Annotated in this window: 22 protein-coding genes and 1 other annotated feature; of the genes, 5 read left to right on the forward strand and 17 right to left on the reverse strand. The window is 39.9% G+C overall.

All coding sequences use genetic code 11. The features are described from left to right. Positions 1 to 151: 151 nt before the first annotated feature. The 13 genes from pyrE to ACYQ73_RS03585 all read right to left on the reverse strand — a co-directional run bounded on the left by pyrE (position 152) and on the right by ACYQ73_RS03585 (position 13,695). On the reverse strand, positions 152 to 781 hold the full coding sequence (gene pyrE / locus ACYQ73_RS03525) for an orotate phosphoribosyltransferase (RefSeq protein ID WP_460011165.1): 630 nt from the start codon (positions 779 to 781) through the stop codon (positions 152 to 154). A 2-nt stretch (positions 782 to 783) separates the two neighbouring features. Next, the gene (pyrF, locus tag ACYQ73_RS03530; protein ID WP_460011166.1) at positions 784 to 1,488 is read right to left on the reverse strand and encodes an orotidine-5'-phosphate decarboxylase; all 705 of its coding nucleotides are present in this window, start codon (positions 1,486 to 1,488) and stop codon (positions 784 to 786) included. After that, positions 1,485 to 2,399: a dihydroorotate dehydrogenase gene (locus tag ACYQ73_RS03535; protein WP_460011167.1), complete on the reverse strand. Its 915-nt coding sequence runs from the start codon at positions 2,397 to 2,399 to the stop codon at positions 1,485 to 1,487. The genes pyrF and ACYQ73_RS03535 overlap by 4 nt, the downstream gene beginning before the upstream one ends. Continuing rightward, complete coding sequence (locus ACYQ73_RS03540) at positions 2,396 to 3,169, reverse strand: dihydroorotate dehydrogenase electron transfer subunit (protein WP_460011168.1); 774 nt, start codon at positions 3,167 to 3,169, stop codon at positions 2,396 to 2,398. Before ACYQ73_RS03540 ends, ACYQ73_RS03535 begins: the two co-directional genes overlap by 4 nt. A gap of 1 nt (position 3,170) precedes the next feature. Then, positions 3,171 to 6,368, reverse strand: coding sequence for a carbamoyl-phosphate synthase large subunit (gene carB / locus ACYQ73_RS03545; RefSeq protein WP_460011169.1), 3,198 nt, complete (start codon positions 6,366 to 6,368; stop codon positions 3,171 to 3,173). Further along, a complete protein-coding gene (locus ACYQ73_RS03550) occupies positions 6,361 to 7,461 on the reverse strand; it encodes a carbamoyl phosphate synthase small subunit (protein ID WP_460011170.1) in 1,101 nt (366 codons plus the stop codon). The genes carB and ACYQ73_RS03550 overlap by 8 nt, the downstream gene beginning before the upstream one ends. Beyond that, the gene (locus ACYQ73_RS03555) at positions 7,461 to 8,738 is read right to left on the reverse strand and encodes a dihydroorotase (protein ID WP_460011171.1); all 1,278 of its coding nucleotides are present in this window, start codon (positions 8,736 to 8,738) and stop codon (positions 7,461 to 7,463) included. Before ACYQ73_RS03555 ends, ACYQ73_RS03550 begins: the two co-directional genes overlap by 1 nt. 1 nt (position 8,739) lies before the next feature. Further along, on the reverse strand, positions 8,740 to 9,618 hold the full coding sequence (locus tag ACYQ73_RS03560) for an aspartate carbamoyltransferase catalytic subunit (protein ID WP_460011172.1): 879 nt from the start codon (positions 9,616 to 9,618) through the stop codon (positions 8,740 to 8,742). Positions 9,619 to 9,931: 313 nt separating this feature from the next. Further along, positions 9,932 to 11,242 carry a solute carrier family 23 protein gene (locus ACYQ73_RS03565; RefSeq protein WP_460011173.1) on the reverse strand — a complete coding sequence of 437 codons (1,311 nt, stop codon included), beginning with the start codon at positions 11,240 to 11,242 and terminating at the stop codon, positions 9,932 to 9,934. Positions 11,243 to 11,262: 20 nt separating this feature from the next. After that, on the reverse strand, positions 11,263 to 11,805 hold the full coding sequence (pyrR, locus tag ACYQ73_RS03570) for a bifunctional pyr operon transcriptional regulator/uracil phosphoribosyltransferase PyrR (RefSeq protein ID WP_460011174.1): 543 nt from the start codon (positions 11,803 to 11,805) through the stop codon (positions 11,263 to 11,265). A gap of 240 nt (positions 11,806 to 12,045) precedes the next feature. Next, positions 12,046 to 12,957, reverse strand: a complete 912-nt coding sequence (locus ACYQ73_RS03575; protein ID WP_460011175.1) for an RluA family pseudouridine synthase — start codon at positions 12,955 to 12,957, stop codon at positions 12,046 to 12,048. After that, positions 12,954 to 13,433 (reverse strand): signal peptidase II, encoded by a 480-nt coding sequence (gene lspA, locus ACYQ73_RS03580; protein ID WP_460011176.1) that lies wholly within the window; start codon positions 13,431 to 13,433, stop codon positions 12,954 to 12,956. Before lspA ends, ACYQ73_RS03575 begins: the two co-directional genes overlap by 4 nt. A gap of 73 nt (positions 13,434 to 13,506) precedes the next feature. Continuing rightward, positions 13,507 to 13,695, reverse strand: coding sequence for a hypothetical protein (locus ACYQ73_RS03585; protein WP_460011177.1), 189 nt, complete (start codon positions 13,693 to 13,695; stop codon positions 13,507 to 13,509). A gap of 24 nt (positions 13,696 to 13,719) precedes the next feature. Here ACYQ73_RS03585 and ACYQ73_RS03590 point away from each other — a divergent pair, with 24 nt between their 5' ends. From ACYQ73_RS03590 to ACYQ73_RS03605, 4 genes are read left to right on the forward strand one after another with little or no spacing between them, the layout of a single operon-like run. After that, positions 13,720 to 14,052 carry a hypothetical protein gene (locus ACYQ73_RS03590; RefSeq protein ID WP_460011178.1) on the forward strand — a complete coding sequence of 111 codons (333 nt, stop codon included), beginning with the start codon at positions 13,720 to 13,722 and terminating at the stop codon, positions 14,050 to 14,052. Then, on the forward strand, positions 14,049 to 14,279 hold the full coding sequence (locus ACYQ73_RS03595; protein WP_460011179.1) for a hypothetical protein: 231 nt from the start codon (positions 14,049 to 14,051) through the stop codon (positions 14,277 to 14,279). The genes ACYQ73_RS03590 and ACYQ73_RS03595 overlap by 4 nt, the downstream gene beginning before the upstream one ends. Then, positions 14,255 to 14,380 (forward strand): hypothetical protein, encoded by a 126-nt coding sequence (locus ACYQ73_RS03600; protein ID WP_460011180.1) that lies wholly within the window; start codon positions 14,255 to 14,257, stop codon positions 14,378 to 14,380. Before ACYQ73_RS03595 ends, ACYQ73_RS03600 begins: the two co-directional genes overlap by 25 nt. Then, positions 14,377 to 14,646 (forward strand): hypothetical protein, encoded by a 270-nt coding sequence (locus tag ACYQ73_RS03605; protein ID WP_460011181.1) that lies wholly within the window; start codon positions 14,377 to 14,379, stop codon positions 14,644 to 14,646. Before ACYQ73_RS03600 ends, ACYQ73_RS03605 begins: the two co-directional genes overlap by 4 nt. Before the next feature lie 49 nt (positions 14,647 to 14,695). On the opposite strand, the gene ACYQ73_RS03610 is transcribed toward ACYQ73_RS03605, so the two are convergent. Next, positions 14,696 to 16,264 carry a sodium/solute symporter gene (locus ACYQ73_RS03610; RefSeq protein ID WP_460011182.1) on the reverse strand — a complete coding sequence of 523 codons (1,569 nt, stop codon included), beginning with the start codon at positions 16,262 to 16,264 and terminating at the stop codon, positions 14,696 to 14,698. Positions 16,265 to 16,287: 23 nt separating this feature from the next. Continuing rightward, positions 16,288 to 16,623 (reverse strand): hypothetical protein, encoded by a 336-nt coding sequence (locus tag ACYQ73_RS03615; protein ID WP_460011183.1) that lies wholly within the window; start codon positions 16,621 to 16,623, stop codon positions 16,288 to 16,290. Positions 16,624 to 16,860: 237 nt separating this feature from the next. Between ACYQ73_RS03615 and ACYQ73_RS03620 the strand changes: the two genes are divergently transcribed. Beyond that, the gene (locus tag ACYQ73_RS03620; RefSeq protein ID WP_460011184.1) at positions 16,861 to 18,039 is read left to right on the forward strand and encodes a helix-turn-helix transcriptional regulator; all 1,179 of its coding nucleotides are present in this window, start codon (positions 16,861 to 16,863) and stop codon (positions 18,037 to 18,039) included. Positions 18,040 to 18,181: 142 nt separating this feature from the next. On the opposite strand, the gene ileS is transcribed toward ACYQ73_RS03620, so the two are convergent. Together ileS and ACYQ73_RS03630 are read right to left on the reverse strand one after the other, a co-directional pair. Beyond that, on the reverse strand, positions 18,182 to 20,950 hold the full coding sequence (gene ileS / locus ACYQ73_RS03625; protein WP_460011185.1) for an isoleucine--tRNA ligase: 2,769 nt from the start codon (positions 20,948 to 20,950) through the stop codon (positions 18,182 to 18,184). A gap of 298 nt (positions 20,951 to 21,248) precedes the next feature. Further along, positions 21,249 to 21,470: a binding site (T-box leader), on the reverse strand. 90 nt (positions 21,471 to 21,560) lie between these two features. Next, on the reverse strand, positions 21,561 to 22,085 hold the full coding sequence (locus ACYQ73_RS03630) for a DivIVA domain-containing protein (RefSeq protein ID WP_460011186.1): 525 nt from the start codon (positions 22,083 to 22,085) through the stop codon (positions 21,561 to 21,563). Between the last annotated feature and the right edge of the window lie 31 nt (positions 22,086 to 22,116).

The raw sequence follows: 22,116 nt of genomic DNA on the forward strand, positions 1-22,116 counted from the left end.
TATCCCAAGCACAACATTAACAAAGATTCCCTTGACCCTTCATACTGTAATCAGACTCAGGAAAATATTGGCCAGTCTTTTTTATGACACAATAGTTTTTCAACAAATGAAAGGGTGGTATGAATAAATTATCATACCACCCCTTTTTTAATTAAAGCTCGCCTGCTTTTAATTTACCATGCCAATCTTTTAAGAATGGAATGTCTCCTTCTTGAATAGCACCTGATTCATTCGCTGCTTCAATTAAATAATCGAAATTTGTTAGAGATACATATTTAATGCCTGCCTCTTCAAATGCTTGTTCAGCGCGTGGAAGGTTGTATGTGTAGACACAAACAACGCCTAGTACTTCACAACCTGCTGCGCGTAAAGCTTCAACAGCTGTAATGGATGAACCGCCTGTAGAAACGATGTCTTCTACTACTACGACTTTTTGACCTGCTGCATATTTTCCTTCGATTTGGTTACCACGGCCATGCTCTTTTGCTTTAGAGCGTACATAAACCATTGGTAATTCTAAAATATCACTTACCCAAGCTGCATGTGGAATGCCCGCTGTTGCTGTACCTGCTACGATTTCAGTTGTATCAAAGTTTTCTTTAATAAGAGATGCTAAACCGTATGCTAGTTGCTTACGAATTACAGGATCAGAAATTGTTAGACGTGTATCACAGTAGATTGGGGATTTAATGCCTGATGCCCATGTGAATAGTTCTGTTGGATTTAATTCTACTGCTCCTACCTTTAACATAGCGTGTGCGATTTCATTTTGTAATGTCATAGTTATGCCTCCCATAATTCACTTACGATTTTATATGCTGCTACTGGATCTTGTGCACCTGTAACGGCACGTCCAACGACGATTAATGAAGAACCGTCACGTTTCGCGCCGTCTGGTGTTGCAATGCGCTTTTGGTCGTGTGCGTCGCCACCTGCTAATCGGATACCAGGTGTCACACGTAAGAAATCTTCACCGCACACTTCAGCAATAGCTTTTGCCTCATGTACGGAGCAGACAACACCATTTAAGCCAGCCTGTTTTGTTAAGCTTGCATAATGTAATACAGACTCTTGTAAAGATAAAGCAATTCTTTGCTCTGCCTGCATTTGCTCTTCTGTTGTAGACGTCAGCTGTGTTACAGCAATCAATGCCGCACGTTCACGTCCTGCCGGAGTACCCGCTTCAAGTCCCTCAAGCGCTGCCTCCATCATAGGACGTCCGCCCGCAGCATGAACGTTGACTAAATCTACCCCTAATTTTGCTAGACCTTTCATAGCAGAGCCAACTGTATTAGGAATATCGTGTAATTTTAAATCTAGGAAAATATCATGACCTAGATCTTTTACCTTGCGTACAATATCCGGCCCTTCCTGCATATATAATTCCATACCAATTTTCACGAAAAGAGGCTCGTTAAAGTGCTTTAGAAAGTTGAATACTTCTGCTTCTCCAGGAAAATCTAATGCTAGTATTGGTTTTGTATTCATAGACGATGGCTCCTTCCGATAATTTCTGAAATATGCTCTACCCCTAATTTATCGAGCTTTGCAGGTAGTTCATCAATAATATTTGGACAAACGAAGTGATCAACAAAGTTTGCTGTTCCAACAGCAACTGCAGATGCGCCAGCCGACATAAAATCAATAACATCCTGCGCTTCTGTCACGCCACCCATCCCAATTATCGGAATATTGACAGCCTTATACACTTCATAGACCATGCGAATCGCAACTGGCTTTACGGCAGGACCAGATAAGCCACCTGTACCATTGGCAATCACTGGCTTACCTGTACGCTCGTCTAAACGCATACCAATTAGTGTATTAATCATTGTAATACCATCTGCACCACCCGCTTCAACAGCTTGTGCAATTTCTACGATATTCGTTACGTTAGGAGACAATTTCACGTATACAGGCACTTCAGAAACAGCTTTGACAGCTTTCACTAGCTCACGTGCAGTTGCAGGGTCTGTACCGAATTGAATTCCACCACATTTAACGTTCGGACAAGAAATATTAAGTTCTAATGCTTTCACATTTGGTGCAGTAGAAATGCGTTGCGCTACTTCTACGTAATCCGCTGTCTCTGTACCCGCAACATTTGCAATGATTGGCACATCATACGCTTCTAAAAACTTTAATTCTTCATTCATTACTTTTTCGATTCCGGGATTTTGTAAACCAATGGCATTCAACATCCCTGCTGCTGTTTCTGCTACGCGTGGAGTTGGATTGCCGGGACGTGTTTCCACAGTCGTAGCTTTAATCATAATAGCGCCAAGCTTTGATAAATCATAAAGCTGTGCATATTCACGTCCAAAGCCAAAGCAGCCGGATGCTGGCATTATTGGATTTTTCAAGTCTAATCCTGGTAATTGAATGTTTAAACGACTCATAATGCCACCGTACCTTTCGGGAAAACTGGACCGTCAGAGCATACTTTGACATAGTCTTTTGCTACTTGGTCTGTTGTTTTACATACGCATGCAAAGCAAGCACCGATCCCACAGCCCATACGCTCCTCAAATGATAAATATCCTTCTTTTTCTAGATAAAAGCCTTCAAGTGCTTTTAACATTGGTAGCGGACCGCAAGAATAAAAGACATCGAATTCAGGTGCTCGTGACTCTAAAACATTTGTGACAAAGCCCTTTGTTCCTTTAGAACCATCAACCGTTACATAATGCGTTTCACCGAGGGCACTGAATTCTTCCTCATAGAAGCATACATCCTCCGTTTGGAAGCCTAGCACATGAATTGTTTTAACACCACGTGCATTCAATTGCTTGGAAAGCTCATGTAATGGAGGTACTCCAATTCCCCCACCAACTAGTAGAGCTGTTCCTCCCTCTTTTACTGCTTCCACAGGGAACCCATTACCGATTGGACCAAGGACATTGACAAGCTGCCCTTCGCGATTTGTCGCTAACACTTTTGTTCCGCGACCCTCCGCACGATAAATCATTGTAAATTCGTTGTTGTCTTTATCTATGTTTGCAATACTAATTGGTCGACGTAAAAGCGGCTCCATTGAATCTGACACCTTTACATGGACAAACTGGCCAGGTGTCATATCCTGAACCAGTTCTCCACGAAGTGTCAATTCGAAAATGTTTGTCGCAATTTGCTTTTGAGAGACGACCGTCATTTTCTCTTGACGAATCATATTAATGTACTACCTCCGCTTTTGGCATTTGTTCTGCTGTGAATGTCATTGATTCAATAACTCGAACCATCGCTTCCGCTGTGTCTAATGAAGTTAAGCAAGGTACGCCATTTTCTACAGACTCACGACGAATTCTGAAGCCATCACGTGCCGGCTGCTTGCCTTTTGTTAAAGTGTTGACAACAAGTTGTGCCTCACCGTTTTGAATTAAATCGATTAATGTTTCACCTTTTGCACCGATTTTGCCAACTACATCTGTGCGTACACCTGCATCTTCAAACGCTTGAGCTGTACCTTCAGTAGCGACAATACGATAGCCTACTGTTGAGAAGCGTTTTGCAAGTGCAATTGCTTCCTCTTTATCTTTATCGGATACAGTGAACAATACTGTTCCTTCTGTACGAATTTCCATACCTGCTGCAACTAGACCTTTGTAAAGTGCTTTTTCTAATGTTGCATCTTTACCCATTACTTCACCTGTTGATTTCATTTCAGGCCCTAGTGTAATGTCAACACGACGTAATTTAGCGAATGAGAATACTGGCACTTTAACGAAGACACCTTTTTGCTCTGGCGCTAAGCCTGCTGGATAGCCTTGTTCTACGATTGATTTACCAAGAATCGCTTTCGTTGCAATATTCGCCATCGGAATGTTTGTAATTTTACTTAAGAACGGTACTGTACGAGATGAACGAGGGTTAACCTCGATGACAAATACTTCACCCTGTGAAATTACATATTGAATGTTCATTAAGCCTACGATACCAAGACCTTTTGCAAGTCGAGTTGTATAATCCACTAACGTATCTTTTTGCACTTGTGTTAATTTTTGTGGCGGGTATACAGAGATCGAGTCACCAGAGTGAACCCCTGCCCGCTCGATATGCTCCATAATACCTGGAATTAAGACATTTTCACCGTCACAAATGGCATCTACTTCAATTTCTTGACCAGTTAAGTAGCGGTCTACTAATACTGGGTGATCAGGAGATGCTTCTACTGCGTTCTCCATGTAATGTTGTAATTCTTCTTGGTTGTAGACGATTTCCATCGCGCGTCCACCTAGTACGTATGAAGGACGAACTAGTACAGGGAAGCCTAGACGTTCACTAATAGCAAGTGCTTCCTCCGTTGATACAGCTGTTTGACCTAGTGGCTGTGGAATGTTCAAGTCACGTAATGCTTGCTCGAACTTGTCTCGGTTTTCTGCACGGTCGATATCTTCAAGTGTTGTACCTAAGATTTTCACGCCATTGGCAGCTAATTTATCAGCTAGATTAATAGCTGTTTGACCACCGAATTGTACAACTACTCCAATTGGTTGCTCAAGGTCGATAATATGCATAACGTCTTCGATTGTTAATGGCTCGAAGTATAATTTATCTGAAATCGAGAAGTCAGTGGATACTGTCTCTGGATTCGAGTTAATAATAATCGCTTCGTAGCCCGCTTCTTGAATTGCCCATACTGAGTGTACTGTTGCGTAGTCGAATTCAACCCCTTGACCAATGCGGATTGGACCAGAACCAAGTACCACAACTGACGGCTTATCTGATTTAATCGATTCGTTTTCATCTTCATATGTGCCATAGAAGTATGGTGTTTCAGATTCAAACTCCGCTGCACATGTATCAACCATTTTATATACTGGGATAATGCCATTTTCTTTACGATATGCATATACTTCTTCTGGAGTTGTGTCCCAAAGCTCAGCAATTTTCTTATCTGCAAAGCCTAGACGTTTTGCTGTACGTAACACATCTTTATCGTTTTTATGGTTAGCAAGTGTTTGCTCCATATCTACGATGTTTTTGAATTTATTTAAGAAGAATAAGTCAATTGCAGACCATTCATGGATTTGCTCAATTGTTACACCACGACGAAGTGCTTCACCGATGAAGAATAGACGCTCGTCACCTGCTTTGCGAATACGTTTTTCAATCCAAGTATCAGAGTTCTCTTCTGCATGTTTTAGCTCTAAGTGAACTTGGCCTGTTTCAAGAGAGCGTACTGCTTTTAGCATAGCTTCCTCAAATGTACGACCAAGTGCCATTACTTCACCAGTCGCTTTCATTTGTGTACCAAGATTACGCTTTGCTGATTCGAATTTATCGAACGGCCAGCGTGGAATTTTCGCCACGATGTAGTCTAGAGCTGGCTCGAAGCAAGCATACGTAGAACCTGTTACAGGGTTTTTGATTTCATCTAAAGTTAAACCAACTGCGATTTTTGCTGCTAACTTTGCAATTGGATAGCCTGTTGCTTTTGATGCTAACGCTGACGAACGCGATACACGAGGGTTTACTTCGATCACATAGTAATTAAAGCTGTATGGATCAAGTGCTAACTGTACGTTACAGCCACCTTCAATTTTTAGTGCTCGGATAATATCTAATGAAATATTACGTAACATTTGGTTTTCTCGATCTGAAAGTGTTTGCGTAGGTGCCACTACAATAGAGTCACCTGTATGAATACCAACTGGGTCAACGTTTTCCATGTTACATACAACGATTGCGTTGTCGGCAGCATCGCGCATTACTTCATATTCGATTTCTTTATAACCAGCGATTGATTTTTCTAGTAAACATTGTGTTACTGGTGAATATTTTAGACCAGATGTCACGATTTCCTCTAGATCTTGATCGTTGTAGCAAATACCGCCGCCTGTACCACCAAGCGTGAAGGCAGGACGAACGATTACTGGGTAGCCAATTTTCGCTACAAAGTTTTTCGCCTCGTCTAAGTTATGAATAATATCTGATTCCGGTACTGGTGCACCTAGCTCATACATTAAATTACGGAATAAATCGCGGTCTTCTGCTTTATGGATCGCTTCTAATTTTGTTCCAAGAATTTCAATACTAAGCTCATCTAAAATTCCTGATTTATCTAATTCAATGGCCATATTTAAACCTGTTTGACCACCAAGTGTTGGTAGGATGGCATCTGGACGCTCTTTACGTAGAATTCGTGATACAAACTCAAGTGTAATTGGCTCAATATATACTTTGTCAGCAATTTCTGTATCTGTCATAATTGTCGCAGGGTTTGAGTTTATTAAAATAACGCGGTAGCCTTCTTCTTTTAAAGAAAGACAAGCTTGTGTTCCTGCGTAGTCAAATTCTGCTGCTTGTCCGATCACGATTGGACCTGATCCGATTACTAAAATAGTTTCAATATCTGTACGTTTAGGCATGTTGTTTCCCCTTCCCTGCTTCTACTTCCATCATTTCGATAAATTCATCAAATAGGTGATTTGAATCCTCTGGACCTGGTGATGCTTCTGGGTGATATTGCACCGTGAAGATTGGATAGTTCTTGTGACGTACACCCTCACAAGTACCATCATTTAATGCGATATGTGTTATTTCTAAATCTGTATCTTTCAATGAATCGATATCGATCGCATAACCATGGTTTTGAGATGTTAAGTCTGTGCGACCCGTGCGTAAATCTTTTACCGGATGGTTACCACCTCGGTGACCGAATGGTAATTTAAAGCTTTGTGCACCACATGCTAGCGAGAAGATTTGGTGACCTAAGCAAATACCGAACATTGGCACTTTTCCGATTAAATTACGTACGGTTTCAATGCCTTCTACTACGTCCTCAGGGTTACCTGGACCGTTTGACAGCATAATCCCATCTGGATGCCATGCTAAAATTTCTTCTGCCGGTGTATTGTAAGGGACAACGAGCACATCGCAATCACGTTTGTTTAACTCACGAAGAATACCGTGCTTCATACCATAATCAATTAATACTACTCGTTTGCCACGACCTGGTGACGGGTAGGCTGCTTTCGGTGATACTTCACGAACATGATGTGTAATCGCTGGTGTTGCCTGTAATTTTGCTACGACTTCATCCACATTCACTTCTTCATCAGCCGCTGTTAAAATAGCCTTTACTGAACCTTTACTGCGAATAATGCGTGTTAATTTTCGTGTATCAATTCCTTCAATCCCTGGAATATCCTTTGAAGTTAAATACTCATCTACCGTTAAATCACAACGGAAATTTGAAGGTGTTTTTGCTAATTCACGGACTACAAATCCACGAATAGCTGGTGTGATCGATTCAAAGTCATCACGGTTAATACCGTAATTACCGATTAAAGGGTAAGTTAACGTTACGATTTGTCCGTAGAACGAAGGATCAGAAATGGTTTCCTGATAACCTGTCATCCCTGTCGTGAATACAACCTCACCTTGTGAAGCTCGCTCACTACCGAACGCTGTACCTGTAAATACTGTGCCATCTTCTAAAATAAGTAAACGTTTTTTCATTACTCTGCCTCCTGGTATACGATATTGCCTTCAAAAATTGTTAACACTGGCCATCCTTTTGCAACCCAACCATTGAATGGTGTATTGCGTCCTTTTGATACAAAGCCTTCTGCATCAATTGTTTGCTCTTTATTTAAATCAATTAAAATCATATCTGCCGAAGCACCAACTTCTAATGTGCCATATGGTAAATCGAAAATTTGAGCTGCCTTTACAGTCATCCAGTCAATCAACTGTTTTAACGACCATTTCCCTGTTTCTACAAACTGTGTGTAAAGCAGTGGGAACGCTGTTTCGAAGCCTACAATGCCAAACGGAGCACCAACCATACCACAGCATTTTTCTTCTACTGTATGTGGAGCATGGTCTGTAGCGATACAATCAATTGTGCCATCTAGCATAGCTGCGTGAAGTGAGTCTTTATCATCTGCTCCACGTAATGGAGGATTCATTTTCCAGTTTGCATCATCTGATGGGATATCCATTTCTTCAAGTAATAAATGATGTGGGCAAACTTCTGCAGTGACACGAATACCCGCTGCTTTCGCGTCACGAACTGCACGTACAGATTCCTTCGTTGATACGTGACATACGTGGTAGCGTGCTCCGGCTGCTTCTGCCAGTAGAACATCTCGTGCAATTTGAACGGATTCACAAATTGATGGTATTCCTGGTAAACCAAGCTCTTGATTACGCTTCCCTTCATGCATTACTCCGTCGTAAATTAATGAGTTATCTTCGCAGTGTGCGACAACTACCATATCGTGCTGTGCGGCATCCTTCATTTGCTCATACATTGTTGATGCAAGCTGGATACCAACACCATCGTCTGAAAATGCGACAGCCCCATGTGCTTTTAATTCTTCAATACTTGTGCGAACCTCACCTGAGATATCTTTAGTTAATGAGCCATATGGAAGTACTCGAATAACTGCACTTTCTTTAATAAGACCGTTAATCAACTGCATATTTTCTACTGAGTCTGGCACTGGTTTTGTATTTGGCATCGCACAAATTGTTGTGAAGCCGCCTTTTGCTGCTGATGCTGACCCTGTAGCAATTGTTTCTTTATGTTCAAAGCCCGGCTCACGAAGATGTGTATGTACATCGACAAAGCCTGGTGCAACAACTAAACCATTTCCTTCGATCATTTCTGCGTCTGCTATAGTTACGTTTTGACCTATTGCAGTAATTTTGCCATCCGCCATAGCGATATTTACTGTTTGTAGCTCGCCTTGTTCATTTAGCATTTGTACATTTTGAAGAATCTTTGTCATGTTACTCTCTCCCCTTTAAAATTGTTTCAAGAATAGCCATCCGTGTATAGACACCATTACGAACCTGCTCGAAAATTCTAGAACGCTCACATTCTACTAGCTCTGACGCAATTTCCACATCACGATTGACCGGTGCTGGATGCATAATAATTGCCTTTTCCTTCATTTGTTTCTCACGTTCAATTGTTAAACCGTACTCTTGATGATAGCTCTCTTTTGAGAAGCTTTTATTTACCTTATGGCGTTCATGCTGCACACGAAGTAACATAATCACATCGCTTATTTCGATTAAATCATCCCAAGAATGATGCGCTTCGAAACTACCTGCCCACTCTTCCGGACAAAGGAAATGTACATTTGCCCCTAAGCGCTGTAACGCTAACGCATTCGATTTCGCTACACGACTATGACATATATCTCCAGTGATTGTCACATTCAACCCTTCAAAAGAACCAAACTCTTTTTTGATTGTATAAAGATCTAATAATGATTGAGACGGATGCTGACCAGTGCCGTCACCTCCATTAATAATGGATACATCGATGCCTTCAAGTAGTTCATTGTAATACGCATCTTCCTTTGCGCGAATGACTACTGCATCCATACCAATCATTTCCAACGTCTTTACCGTATCGTACAATGTCTCTCCTTTTGAGACACTTGAAAAGCTACCGTCAAATGGGATCACGATACAGCCAACTTTACGCTCTGCCATTTCAAAGCTTGTTTTCGTGCGCGTACTTGGTTCGAAAAATAAATTTGCGACGTTGTATGGGCGAGATAATGATGATGCTTCACCATTCTCAAAAGCTTGCGCTCGATCTAGAATGTGGTTAATTTCTTCAATTGTTAAATGTTCCATCGATAATAAGTTCTTCATCATGTACCTCCACTGGGTTGTGTTTCATGAACGTTATGTATAACGTTCGCTAAAATCAATTTCGCCTTAGCGTAATTGCGTCCGGATTTTGAATTGTGCGAGCACAATTCAAAATCCGTGACATCCGCCGGAGGCTTTATCTTCATTCATCTCATCTTCAGGGGTGGGATGAATGAAGATAATAAAAGCCCCGTTGATGTCATCAACGAGGCATAAGGAGGCGCGACAAACTACAGCAGGATACACTCCTACTTTTAGACTGTCTACAACTTCCCTTTTTTTGCCTCTCTGGACAATTCATTAAAAGGTACTTCTATGAATTTTTATTTTGATTGTACGGTACTGGTATATCCGCTTCTTTTTTACCTGGTAGAATGGCATTTAAAACAACACCGATAATCGCTGCTAATGCCATCCCTTCAATACTTAGTGATTCCGAAATAACGAACTTCGCTCCACCGATGCCAATGACTAAAATAACAGAGGCAATAACCAAGTTACGACTATTCCCAAAGTCGATATGATTATCAACTAACATTCGTAATCCACTTGCTGCAATGATACCGAAGAGCAAGATGGAAACCCCACCAAGTACAGCTGTTGGGATTGTTGCAATAACTGCCATTGCTTTCCCGAAGAATGATAGTAAAATTGCTACGACTGCTGCACCTGCAATGACATACACACTGTAAACACGTGTGATAGCAAGAACACCGATATTTTCACCGTAAGTTGTTTTCGGTGGACCACCGATTAATGCACTAATAAATGTTCCAATTCCGTCCCCTAAAAGTGAACGGTGTAAGCCTGGCTCTTTAATATAATCTCGATTAACAACTTTCCCTAATACTAACTGGTGACCGATATGTTCTGAAATAGTTACGATAACGATTGGTACCATCGTTAGGAGTAGCTTGGTTGTGATTTCAAAGTCGTAGTGAACACCTGGGATTAAAAACTCAGGCTTTGCAAAAACATCTGCTTTGGCAATTGGTGAATAATCTACAATTCCGATCATCATTGAGTAAATATATCCTACGATTAAACCAATTAAGATTGGCATTGTGCTTAAAATACCTCTAAAGAAAATCGTGAAAATAATAGCTGTAAATAATGTCACTAACGCTGCTGAGAAGTGTAAAAAGCTATATTTACCATCAACGTTCATCGCCATATTTACCGCTGTCCCTGATAATCCAAGACCAATTACCATAATGACAGGTCCTACTACAATCGGAGGTAAAATTTTCATAATCCATTTATAGCCGCTTTTCCAGATGATTAGGGATACGATACCATACGTAATCCCGACTGCCATTGCACCAATCATCGCATGACCTGGATTTACACTTGAACCATCTTTATTTAAACCACCTGCTGCAAGTAAAATCGGGGCGATAAAGGCAAAGGATGAACCTAAATATGCTGGCACTTGAAATTTCGTAATTAATAAGAAGAACAGTGTAGCAATTCCACTTGTTAAAAGGGCAATCGCTGGACTAAGACCAACCAACTGAGGAACTAAGATCGTTGACCCAAACATGGCAAACATGTGCTGGAAACTTAATGTCACTAGTTGGACTGGGGTCGGTTTATCTTTAATATCTAATACTGCATTTGACATAAGGTTTCCTCACTTTATAGTTAATCTTCTTTAAAAATGATGACGCAATCTTCTCCGTCTACCTCTTGTAAATTTACGACAATACGCTCAGCGCCAGATGTTGGTACATTTTTGCCAACATAATCAGCTCTAATTGGTAGTTCTCTATGACCTCTATCAATTAGTACTGCAAGTTGAATTTGTGCAGGTCGCCCTAAATCCATTACTGCATCAAGTGCAGCGCGTACTGTACGCCCAGTATAAAGTACATCATCGACTAAAATAATTTTTTGATTAACGACCACATCATCAATATCTACCTGTTCAACATGTGCCTGTTCATTATCATGCTTTGTCGTTAAATCATCTCGATAGAGAGTGATGTCTAGCTCCCCCGTACGGATTGGTTTGCCTTCAATTTTTTCAATTCGTTCTGCAAGGCGTCTTGCAAGAAAGGCACCTCGTGTTTTAATACCAACTAGAATACATTCATCGATACCTTTATTACGTTCAATAATTTCGTGTGCAATGCGTGTTAACGCTCTTGCCATAGATGGGCTATCTAATAGCTCATTTTGTGCCATGTAAGTTTCCTCCTCTCTTTTATATATTGTTGGTCATGTGTCCATAAAAAAACCTCTCAAGGCGAATGGCCTGAGAGGGTTATATACGTGTTTAAATAGTATGTTGAAAAATTTGCAGCACAAATTTTTTACAACACATTCACATGTACCTTCTCAGCCTCTCTGGACTGTCATTAAAGGTGAATATTTAGTTAAGTTGTTCATTCACTTTCGTTAGTATAGACCTTCTTTTACTATACGTCAATGACTATTTCTTAAATCATTTAATAATTGTTCATAATCAGCAGGAATTGGTGCTTCAAACTGCAAATATTCACCTGATGTAGGATGATCGAAGCCTAATACACCCGCGTGTAATACTTGTCCACCAAAGTCAATTGTCTTTTTTTGTCCATATTTTGGATCACCAACAAGTGGGAATCCAATATAATTCATATGCACACGAATTTGATGAGTTCGTCCCGTTTCTAAACGACATTCTACAAGAGTATATTCACCAAAGCGTTCGATAACTTGGAAGTGAGTTACTGCATGCTTCCCTTTATCGACAACTGCTTGTTTTTGACGATCCTTTTGATCGCGACCAATCGGTGCATCAATTGTTCCTTTATCATGTGCAATATGCCCGTGAACTAGCGCAGTATATTTACGTGTCACTGTTTTATTGACTAGCTGATTCACTAACGATTCATGAGCTGTGTCATTTTTAGCAACCATTAATAATCCTGATGTATCTTTATCGATACGGTGAACAATTCCTGGTCGCATAATGCCATTGATACCTGATAGATCCTGACAATGATACATTAAGCCGTTTACAAGCGTACCTGTCATATGTCCAGGTGCTGGATGGACAACCATGCCCTTTGGTTTATTTACAACAAGAACATCTGCATCTTCATAAACAATATCAAGCTCTAAGTTTTCAGCAATAACATCTAATGGCTCTGCTTCGGGTACATCAATTTCTACGATATCCCCTACTTTTACCTTATACTTCGCCTTGACTGTCTCTCCATTTACTTTGACAATACCCTCAGTAATCCAATTCCCGATTTGTGTACGCGACCACTCTGATTGCACGCCCGAAAGCGCCTTATCAATGCGCTCTCCCTGTTGTTGTTCTTCCATTGTATATGATACTTGCGTCATTCTTTCACCTGTTTCTTTCCTTTTTTCTCTTCAACGATTAAGCCAATCATTAATATTACTACCGCCATTGTTAAAGCAGCATCTGCAATATTGAAGATTGGGAAATTATAATTAATTACTGGAATTAAGACACTTACAAAATCGACCACTTCACCTCTAAAGATACGGTCAATAAAATTACCTACAGCTCCACCTAATAAAAGCATTAAGCCTATTTGAAAAATAGGTTTACCTTTAGCCTCTTTATGATAAAAGTATAGGATAGCACAAATAACGCCTATCGTGACAATGCTAAATAACCACATTTGTCCTTCGAGCATACCCCATGCCGCTCCTCTATTACGATGAGACAATATCCCAAACCACGGATCCCATACTGAAATTCGTTCGCCAAACTCCATATTTTTCACAATTAGCCATTTTGTCCACTGATCTAAAATAACTACGAATACGGCCAATCCATAATATTTATACACAGACACTCCTCCGTTCGCTCAACATCTAACCTATTCTACCATAACAGCCCATCTCAGAATAACTAATATAGCATTAAAATATAGATGAATACCATTGCGTGGGGTTGATTTTTGCTCCGATTGGCGCTTTCTTGCGGATGTATGTTGAGTTATCCGTCGTTTTGGCGGTTCTATCCATGATTTTGGTGATTCTATCCACGGTTTTGGCGGTTCTATCCATGATTTTGGTGGTTCTATCCATCGTTTTGGCGGCTCTATCCATCGTTTTGGACTTTCTATCCGTCGTTTGGACTCTTCTTTCCGTCGCTTCGGCTCTTCCTTCCGTCGCTCTCGGCTTTCTTTCCGTCGCTTTGACCTTTCTTTCCGTCGCATCGGCTCTTCTTTCCGTCGCTTTGATTTTCATCCGTCGCTTTTGCCTTTCTTTCCGTCGCTCCGATTTTCATCCGTCGTTTTGGCCCTTCATTCCGTCGCTCTCGGCTTTCTTTCCGTCGCTTTGACCTTTCTTTCCGTCACTTCGGCTCTTCCTTCCGTCGCTCTGATTTTCATCCGTCGCTTCGACTCTTCTTTCCGTCACTTCGGCTCTTCTTTCCGTCGCTCTGATTTTCATCCGTCACTTTGACTCTTCTTTCCGTCGCTTTGGCTCTTCTTTCCGTCGCTCTGATTTTCATCCGTCACTTCGGCCTTTCATTCCGTCGCTCTCGGCTTTCTTTCCATCGCTTTGACATTTCTTTCCGTCGCATCGGCTCTTCTTTCCATCGCTCTGATTTTCATCCGTCACTTCGGCCATTCCTTCCTTCGCTCTCGGCTTTCTTTCCGTCGCTTTGGCTCTTCCTTCCGTCGCTCTGATTTTCATCCGTCGCTTTGACCTTTCTTTCCGTCGCTCTCGGCCTTCTTTCCGTCACTTCGGCTCTTCTTTCCGTCGCTCTGATTTTCATCCGTCGCTTTGACCTTTCTTTCCATCGCTCCGACTCTTCTATCCGTCGCTCTGGCTTCAATCCGTCATTCTAGCTCTTCTTTTCTCGCTTTTGCAGCTCTATCCATCACTTTGACTCTTTTATCCGTCGCTTCAGCCTTTCTATCCGTCGTTTGGACTCTTCTTTCCGTCACTTCGGCTCTTCCTTCCGTCGCTTCGGCTCTTCCTTCCGTCGCTTCGGCCCTTCTACCGTCACTTTCGTTCCTACAAAAAAAGCTATTGCCATCACTTCATAAGTAATGGCAATAGCTTATCAATTTTTATTCAATGTTATACAGATACAGAAGTTTCAGGCTGTTTCAGACTCTTTTGAATGCACACGCTTCATGAAATCATTGACATCAGCCGGTACTTTTCGATCTAATAATGACACAATAACAACGGATAAGAAGCCTACTGGTACTGTCACTATGCCAGGGATTTTAAATTGTAAGAAGCTTGGTAATGTTCCTGGTAGAAAAATCATCCACATAGATACGCCAAGACCAATGAGTAAACCTGCAATAGCTCCTTTTTCTGTCATTCCTCTCCACCAAATACCTAAAATAAATATTGGTGTAAAGGTACTCGCCGCAACAGTAAAGGCTAGTGCCACTAAATGTCCTATGGATGCATCCTTAACTAGTAAGCCCAATGCTCCATATAAAATACCTAATATAACAATCGCTACTTTCCCTGCAATCACTCGTTGTTTTTCTGTAATATCCTTTTTCATAATACTTGCATATAAATCATGGGCTAATGCACCTGAGCTTGTAATAAATAACCCTGATAAATTCGAGAATATGGCCGCAAATGCACCTGCTATGACTAGCCCAAGCAGCCATTTACCTCCTAGTGCCAGTGCTGTCGTAGGAATAACCATATTGTTCCCGCCAAGCACTAGATCACGCATTACTTCCTCACTTGCTGTACCCGAGATAAAAATAGAACGACCTACAACACCTAAATATACAGCTAATAAGAAAAACGTACTGGCAATCCCGATCGCCATTAATGCTGATTTACGAGCCGCCTTCGCACTTGGATTCGTATAAAATCTTAGTAATATATGCGGCAAACCAATTGTACCTAATGCTAAACCTATTGTCATACTGATGGTTTGCCAAAATGTTGGGAAATAAAAGCCTGTCCCGGTCCATGCAGCACCATCAAAATTAACATCATTTCCATCTAGTGCATATGGTGAGGTTCCTGCAATCGGACCGCTGAATGAATTAATAGCAGCTAAAATTTTATCGTAATGCAAACCACTATACATTGCTGCAATCAACATAACAACAAACGCACCAAGGCGAATCCAAAGCTCTAAAGCTTGGTTGATTGTTGTTCCTTTCATACCGCCTATCCCTACATAGAAGACCATTACAATACAAGTAAAGATGATGCCGAATTCATATGAAGTCCCAAAAAACATACTTAAAATTTGAGCTGCCCCTAATAATTGTGGCGCTGCATAAAAACCCGAAATCGCTAAAACTACAGCTACTGCTACTAGCCTAGCTCGTCTACTATGAAAACGATAGGCTAAAAAATCGGCAACGGTAAATGCACCAAAACGTCTTAATGGACCTGCCACAAAAATAGCTAACAACGTTAATCCAATGGAAAAGCAAAATGCATAATAAGCACCATCATACCCTAATTGAAAAGTTAAACCAGCTATCCCAAGAAATGTAGCTGCACTTAAATAGTCTCCTCCTATTGCAGAACCATTTGTAAACCATCCAAAACTTCGTCCCCCAACAAAGAAATCAGATGCCGTTGCATTTCTTTTCGTTAAATACGTAATGTATACAATTGTCCCCATTAAAGCAATAGTCATTAACATCTTCGGTTCTAATAGAGCTTTCATCATTCAACATACCCCCTAATCTGAAACTACTTATTTAGTATTTCGTATTTCTTTAGGCGTTTTTCGTACAATGCTGTATGCACATACGCAATAATAAAGGCCATTAACATCATTACGACGGTTGTCACAAACCATGTAACTGTTATACCACCCCAAATTTTCTTAAAAGCAAGCTCCGGAGCAAACCAGTTCATAACTGGAATACTAAAAATTAAAATGAAATAAAATACCGTTAAGCTAAAACCTGTAGTAAACTCATCTTTCATAATTTTGTTCGTAGTTTCATCTAGCGATGGAAGATCCTTCACATCTACAGTTCCAGCTTCCACGTATTCATAATCATGACTCCCTACTTCCGCCATATTTCAGCTCCCCCTTTCTGGATCAGTGGATAATTATCTGAAATTTCAAATTATTATTCACTACAATTATTCTATTCTATTTAATCTAGAAAATAGTTACAAAATATTGCTGTATTAGTACAAAAAAATGCTATTATAAGTTAAAATATTTTTATTCTTTTCCATTTTCAATAGAAAGGAGATGTTAGCATATTAAATATTGTTTGGTACATTGAAAATTCAAATGAAAAACAACAAATGGACTACTGGTTAGAAGAATTTTTACCTAATACCTTTATTAACTGTGACGAACCCAAAACAGAGACTTCCACCATCATTGTTTATGAAATCAACCATTTATTTGACTGGGTAAAGATAAATCGGTTAAAAAGAAATTATCCTAATAGTATAACTATCCCTATTGTTGCAGAACACCTTACTTACTCAACTGGTATAGCAATTGAACTAAATTTGCCCGCACTTCTTATAAAGCCATTACAGAAAGCAAAATTTCTAAGAAATGTTAAAAAACTTTATACATCCTACAAAGAAAAACAGGCAAGTACTCTTACAATGCTTGAGTTATCGCAGCAAATTACGCAAGACCATACTTCACCCTTCCGAGAAGCTTTTTTAAAACGGCTTATACGAGGAGAGGTTGAAAGTGAGCAGGAAATAATCCAGTCATCATCTTTCTTATCGAGGCATTGCATCCCAAATATCGTCTTTTTAATCCAAGGCTATATAGATGTAAATGAAGATGGACCTATCCCTCATGATGCAAGCAGTGTTATAACAAATGTATTTCACCAAAACTTTGCTCATAAAGCACCTCTATCCTTTTTACATTTTGAACGTTATTTACTGTTGCTTATGCGCATTCCTAATGAATACACATCATTTAAGCATTGGTCTGAGGGGGGCGCTTGTTTACTTGAGGTTATTGAAGTGTTAAAAAAAGATTATTGTATCCATCTTTTTATGGGGATTGGTGGAGTTTTTCAGGACCCCATGCAAGTCAAGGAATCCTATAGCCAAGCTCGAAAGGCACGGAGGAAACCGCCCGTTCATAGTATTCATATACGATTTTATGAAGATTTAACAAAGCAAGAACAGCTCCAAAAGGCTATCCAATATATCGAGGAGCATTTTGATGAACAACTGACGATCAGTGATGTTGCCAAATATATCAACTTTAGTGCTACTCATTTTAGCAGATTGTTTAAAAAAGAGACTGGTCGCAATTTTGTGGATTATGTAGCCTTTACACGTATCATCAAGTCACTGCCCTATTTGCGAAAATACGATTACACCATCGAAAAAATCTCCTTCATCTGTGGCTTTAACACACCTAATTATTTCAGCCTTACTTTTAAGAAATATGTCGGTATATCCCCAACAGACTACCGCAATACGCAAGAAATATTATTTAAATAGTTCAGAACACGTAAATGAAGCATCCAAGTCACTCCACTACAAAAAAGAATCTGCTAGACCTCAATGACAAAATAAAAAACGCAAGCCCCCCATCACCAAGGAGACTTGCGTTACTAATTATATAGAATGCAGATTCTTGTTTTTAAGCGTAATACTTTGCTACAACTTCTGCACAACGAGCACACACTGTTGGTTGTGATTCATTTGAGCCGACTGTTTCAGAAATAGACCAGCAACGCTCACATTTCTCACCTGTTGCTTTTTCTACAACAATCGATGCATGCTCTAGAGCTAATGCATCTGCAGGTGCAGCATCAATTGACGCTACTTCAAAAGCAGAAACGATTGAAAGCTGTGCAAAATCAATGCTTGCATCATTTAATAATGCTGCCACATCTTCTTTTGCATAAACTGTCACTTTTGCTTCAAGTGATTTACCGATTGTTTTTGCATTACGTGCTTCTTCTAATGCTTTTAAGATATCATCGCGAACATCAATAATTTTCACCCATTTTGCACGTAGACTTTCGAAGTTTTCATGTTCATGTACCTCTGGGAAGTCTGTTAATTGTACAGATACCTCTTCTACAACACCTTGAGCATGTAAATAAGACCACATCTCGTCACTTGTATGAGGAATAATAGGTGACATTACTTTTACTAATGTCATTAATGTGTCATAAATAACTGTTTGCATCGCACGGCGGTCTTTGTTGTCATGGCCTTCGATGTACACAACATCTTTTGCAATATCTAAATAGAATGAAGATAGTTCTACTGCAACAAAGTTATTCACTGCATGATAAACAGCTGCGAAATCATAGCGATCATATGCAGCACGTACAGTTTTTAATACATCCTGCAAGCGCATATAAACGTACTGATCCATTTCACGAAGATCCTCATATGCTACTCGATCTTTCGTTGCATCGAAATCTGCTACATTTCCGTGTAAGAAACGGAATGTGTTACGGATTTTTCGATAAACTTCAGATACTTGCTTCAACATATCCATTGAGATACGAACGTCGGCTGTATAATCTACAGAGGCAACCCATAAACGAAGAATATCTGCTCCGTATTGATCCATAACCTTTTTCGGGATAATTACATTCCCTAAAGATTTACTCATCTTACGACCTTCACCATCTAGCACGAAACCATGTGTTAATAGTCCCTTATATGGTGCATAGCCATTAATAGCTACAGAAGTAATTAATGATGAGTTGAACCATCCACGGTGTTGGTCAGAGCCCTCTAAATATAAATCAGCTGGATATTTCATACCACGTTCTACTAGCACACCTTGGTGAGAAGAACCTGAGTCAAACCAAACGTCCATAATATCGTTTTCTTTTGTAAATTCACCGTTCGGGCTACCTGCATGTGTGAAGCCTTCAGGTAATAATTCTTTTGCTGTTTTTTGGAACCAAATATTTGACCCATGTTCACGGAATAATGCAGAGATATGAGCAATTGTTTCTGGTGTAATAATTGGCTCACCATTTTCAGCATAGAAAATTGGAATTGGTACACCCCATGCACGCTGACGTGAAATTACCCAGTCTCCACGGTCACGAATCATATTATAAAGACGAGTTTCACCCCAAGCAGGTGTAAATGTCGTTGATTTTACAGCGTCTAGCAACTCATCACGGAATGCATCTATTGACGCAAACCATTGTGGTGTTGCACGATAAATAACTGGTTTTTTCGTACGCCAGTCATGTGGATAAGAGTGTGTAAAGAAGTTAAGTTTTTCTAATGCACCGACTTCTTTTAATTTTTCTGTGATTAATTTGTTTGCATCATTGTAGAATACACCTTCAAAACCAGGTGCTTCATCTGTATAGCAACCACTATTATCAACAGGGCTAAGAATTGGTAAACCATATAGCTTACTAATATGATAGTCGTCTTCCCCGTGTCCTGGTGCTGTATGAACACAGCCAGTACCCGCTTCAGCAGTGACGTGCTCTCCAACCATCACAAGAGATTCACGGTCATAGAATGGATGCTGTGCAACAATTCGATCTAAAGCTTCACCTTTAACTTCTTGAACAACTTCATATGACTCCCACTCAAGTTCGTTCGCAACTGTTTCTACTAATTCTTTTGCGATGATGAATTTTTTATCGGCAACAGCAACTACCACATAGATAAATTCAGGGTTCACAGAAATCCCTAAGTTTGCTGGAATTGTCCAAGGTGTTGTTGTCCAAATGATCATTTTAGCATCTGCTGGGACAACACCTTTAGCATCTTTAAGCGCAAAGCTTACATAAATAGAAGGCGATTTAATATCTTGATATTCAATCTCTGCTTCTGCAAGTGCAGATTCAGATGATGGAGACCAGTAAACTGGTTTTAAACCTTTATAAATATAGCCTTTTTCAGCCATCTTTCCGAATACTTCAATTTGACGTGCTTCAAATTCAGGCTTTAATGTAATATATGGATTTTCCCAATCACCACGAACACCTAAACGGCGGAATTGTGTACGTTGGTTGTCGATTTGCTCGTAAGCATACTCTTCACATAATTTACGGAATTCAGCAACAGTCATTTCTTTGCGCTTTACACCTTTGTTCGTAAGTGCTTGCTCAATTGGTAAACCATGTGTATCCCAGCCTGGAATATAGTTTACATGGTAGCCAGTCATAGAGCGATGACGCGTAATCATATCTTTCAGTACTTTATTTAAAGCATGACCGATATGGATATCACCATTTGCATATGGAGGTCCATCGTGTAACACATACTCAGGGCGTCCTTCTGTACGCTCCATCTGTAATTTATTAATGTCCATTTCATTCCATTTTTCTTGCATCTTCGGTTCATTTGCCGGTAAGTTTCCACGCATTGGGAAATCTGTTTTTGGCATTAATAAAGTATCTTTGTACTCAACCATTTTTCAATTCCTCCTTTATGTTTACAAACAAAGAACATATGCACTTAGGCGCTCATTCACACATACGACAGTTATTAGACTCATTACCATAACGTAAGGTTGATTCCGTTTCGACTTGGCGCTTTCTTTGGGGTGTGCGACGATCAACTTATATTCACGGCATACATTTTGAGAAATGCCATCCCTAAGTTCTAGTTATTGGCAAAATCAATACTTTTCAACAACGAAAGTATAGGCCACACGAATAAAAATGGAAGCCTTCCGCCATTTGAACATAAAAAAAAGCCTCTCAATCCCTCAAAGGGACGAGAAGCTTATACTCGCGGTACCACCCTAATTGTAGCACAAAATTGTACTACCACTCTTAAGCACGTTAACGTTGTGCATCACGAAATAACTTACTACATTCAGTTATTTTAGCTCAGAAGTGATGTTCATTGTTATTTGCTTGTTCGGGCTCACACTATCCCCAAATCGCTTAACTACGCCTAACAAATACTGTCTTCGTCTCTGCCTGTTTGCATATCTGTTCAAATTAATTACTATTTCAATAGTATATGAAAATCAAACAATCACGTCAAGTTTCACTTATTGCTACATAATAAAGCGATTAAACTTGATCGGCTTCCTGTGCTTCTTCAACAGATGCTTGAATTTCAGTAAGGTCAATATCATATTGTAGCAAATGATCCCAATCGTCTGCATTTAGTAAATCCAGTTGTGCCTCTACAAGCATTTTAAAGCGATTACGGAATACCTTTGACTGCTTTTTCAGCTCATCAATTTCAATTGTCACTTTTCGAGCCTTTGTTAAAGCCTCATTGATAATACGATCAGCATTTTTTTCTGCTTCCTTCACAATGAGCTTAGCCTCTTTTTGCGAATTTCTTCGTACTTCATCAGCTGCTTCTTGTGCAACAACAATTGATTTTTGTAACGTTTCCTCTAAGGAGCTAAAATATCTCGCTTGCTCTAAGGAAATTTCTAGTTGTCTGTCTACTTCCTTTTTTTCACGTAACAAAATTTCATAGTCTTTGATAATTTGATCTAAAAATTCATTTACTTCATCTTCAGCATAACCTCTGAAAGATTTAGTAAACTCCTTATTATGTATATCAATAGGTGATAACGGCATACGATCCTTCTCTCCTTTACATGTACATTCG

This window comes from Lysinibacillus sp. CTST325, from assembly GCF_054665055.1.

What these genes read in the sequence shown, in the direction of transcription:
- pyrR (WP_460011174.1), bottom strand. Translation starts at nt 11,805, where the DNA reads ATGGCACAAAATGAGCTATTAGATAGCCCATCTATGGCAAGAGCGTTA.
- ACYQ73_RS03610 (WP_460011182.1), bottom strand. Translation starts at nt 16,264, where the DNA reads ATGATGAAAGCTCTATTAGAACCGAAGATGTTAATGACTATTGCTTTA.
- ACYQ73_RS03540 (WP_460011168.1), bottom strand. Translation starts at nt 3,169, where the DNA reads ATGATTCGTCAAGAGAAAATGACGGTCGTCTCTCAAAAGCAAATTGCG.
- ACYQ73_RS03620 (WP_460011184.1), top strand. Translation starts at nt 16,861, where the DNA reads ATGGACTACTGGTTAGAAGAATTTTTACCTAATACCTTTATTAACTGT.
- ACYQ73_RS03575 (WP_460011175.1), bottom strand. Translation starts at nt 12,957, where the DNA reads ATGACGCAAGTATCATATACAATGGAAGAACAACAACAGGGAGAGCGC.
- ACYQ73_RS03555 (WP_460011171.1), bottom strand. Translation starts at nt 8,738, where the DNA reads ATGACAAAGATTCTTCAAAATGTACAAATGCTAAATGAACAAGGCGAG.
- ACYQ73_RS03565 (WP_460011173.1), bottom strand. Translation starts at nt 11,242, where the DNA reads ATGTCAAATGCAGTATTAGATATTAAAGATAAACCGACCCCAGTCCAA.
- ACYQ73_RS03615 (WP_460011183.1), bottom strand. Translation starts at nt 16,623, where the DNA reads ATGGCGGAAGTAGGGAGTCATGATTATGAATACGTGGAAGCTGGAACT.
- ACYQ73_RS03630 (WP_460011186.1), bottom strand. Translation starts at nt 22,085, where the DNA reads ATGCCGTTATCACCTATTGATATACATAATAAGGAGTTTACTAAATCT.
- ACYQ73_RS03585 (WP_460011177.1), bottom strand. Translation starts at nt 13,695, where the DNA reads ATGGATAGAGCCGCCAAAACGATGGATAGAACCACCAAAATCATGGAT.
- ileS (WP_460011185.1), bottom strand. Translation starts at nt 20,950, where the DNA reads ATGGTTGAGTACAAAGATACTTTATTAATGCCAAAAACAGATTTCCCA.
- ACYQ73_RS03535 (WP_460011167.1), bottom strand. Translation starts at nt 2,399, where the DNA reads ATGAGTCGTTTAAACATTCAATTACCAGGATTAGACTTGAAAAATCCA.
- carB (WP_460011169.1), bottom strand. Translation starts at nt 6,368, where the DNA reads ATGCCTAAACGTACAGATATTGAAACTATTTTAGTAATCGGATCAGGT.
- pyrF (WP_460011166.1), bottom strand. Translation starts at nt 1,488, where the DNA reads ATGAATACAAAACCAATACTAGCATTAGATTTTCCTGGAGAAGCAGAA.
- pyrE (WP_460011165.1), bottom strand. Translation starts at nt 781, where the DNA reads ATGACATTACAAAATGAAATCGCACACGCTATGTTAAAGGTAGGAGCA.
- ACYQ73_RS03550 (WP_460011170.1), bottom strand. Translation starts at nt 7,461, where the DNA reads ATGAAAAAACGTTTACTTATTTTAGAAGATGGCACAGTATTTACAGGT.
- ACYQ73_RS03560 (WP_460011172.1), bottom strand. Translation starts at nt 9,618, where the DNA reads ATGAAGAACTTATTATCGATGGAACATTTAACAATTGAAGAAATTAAC.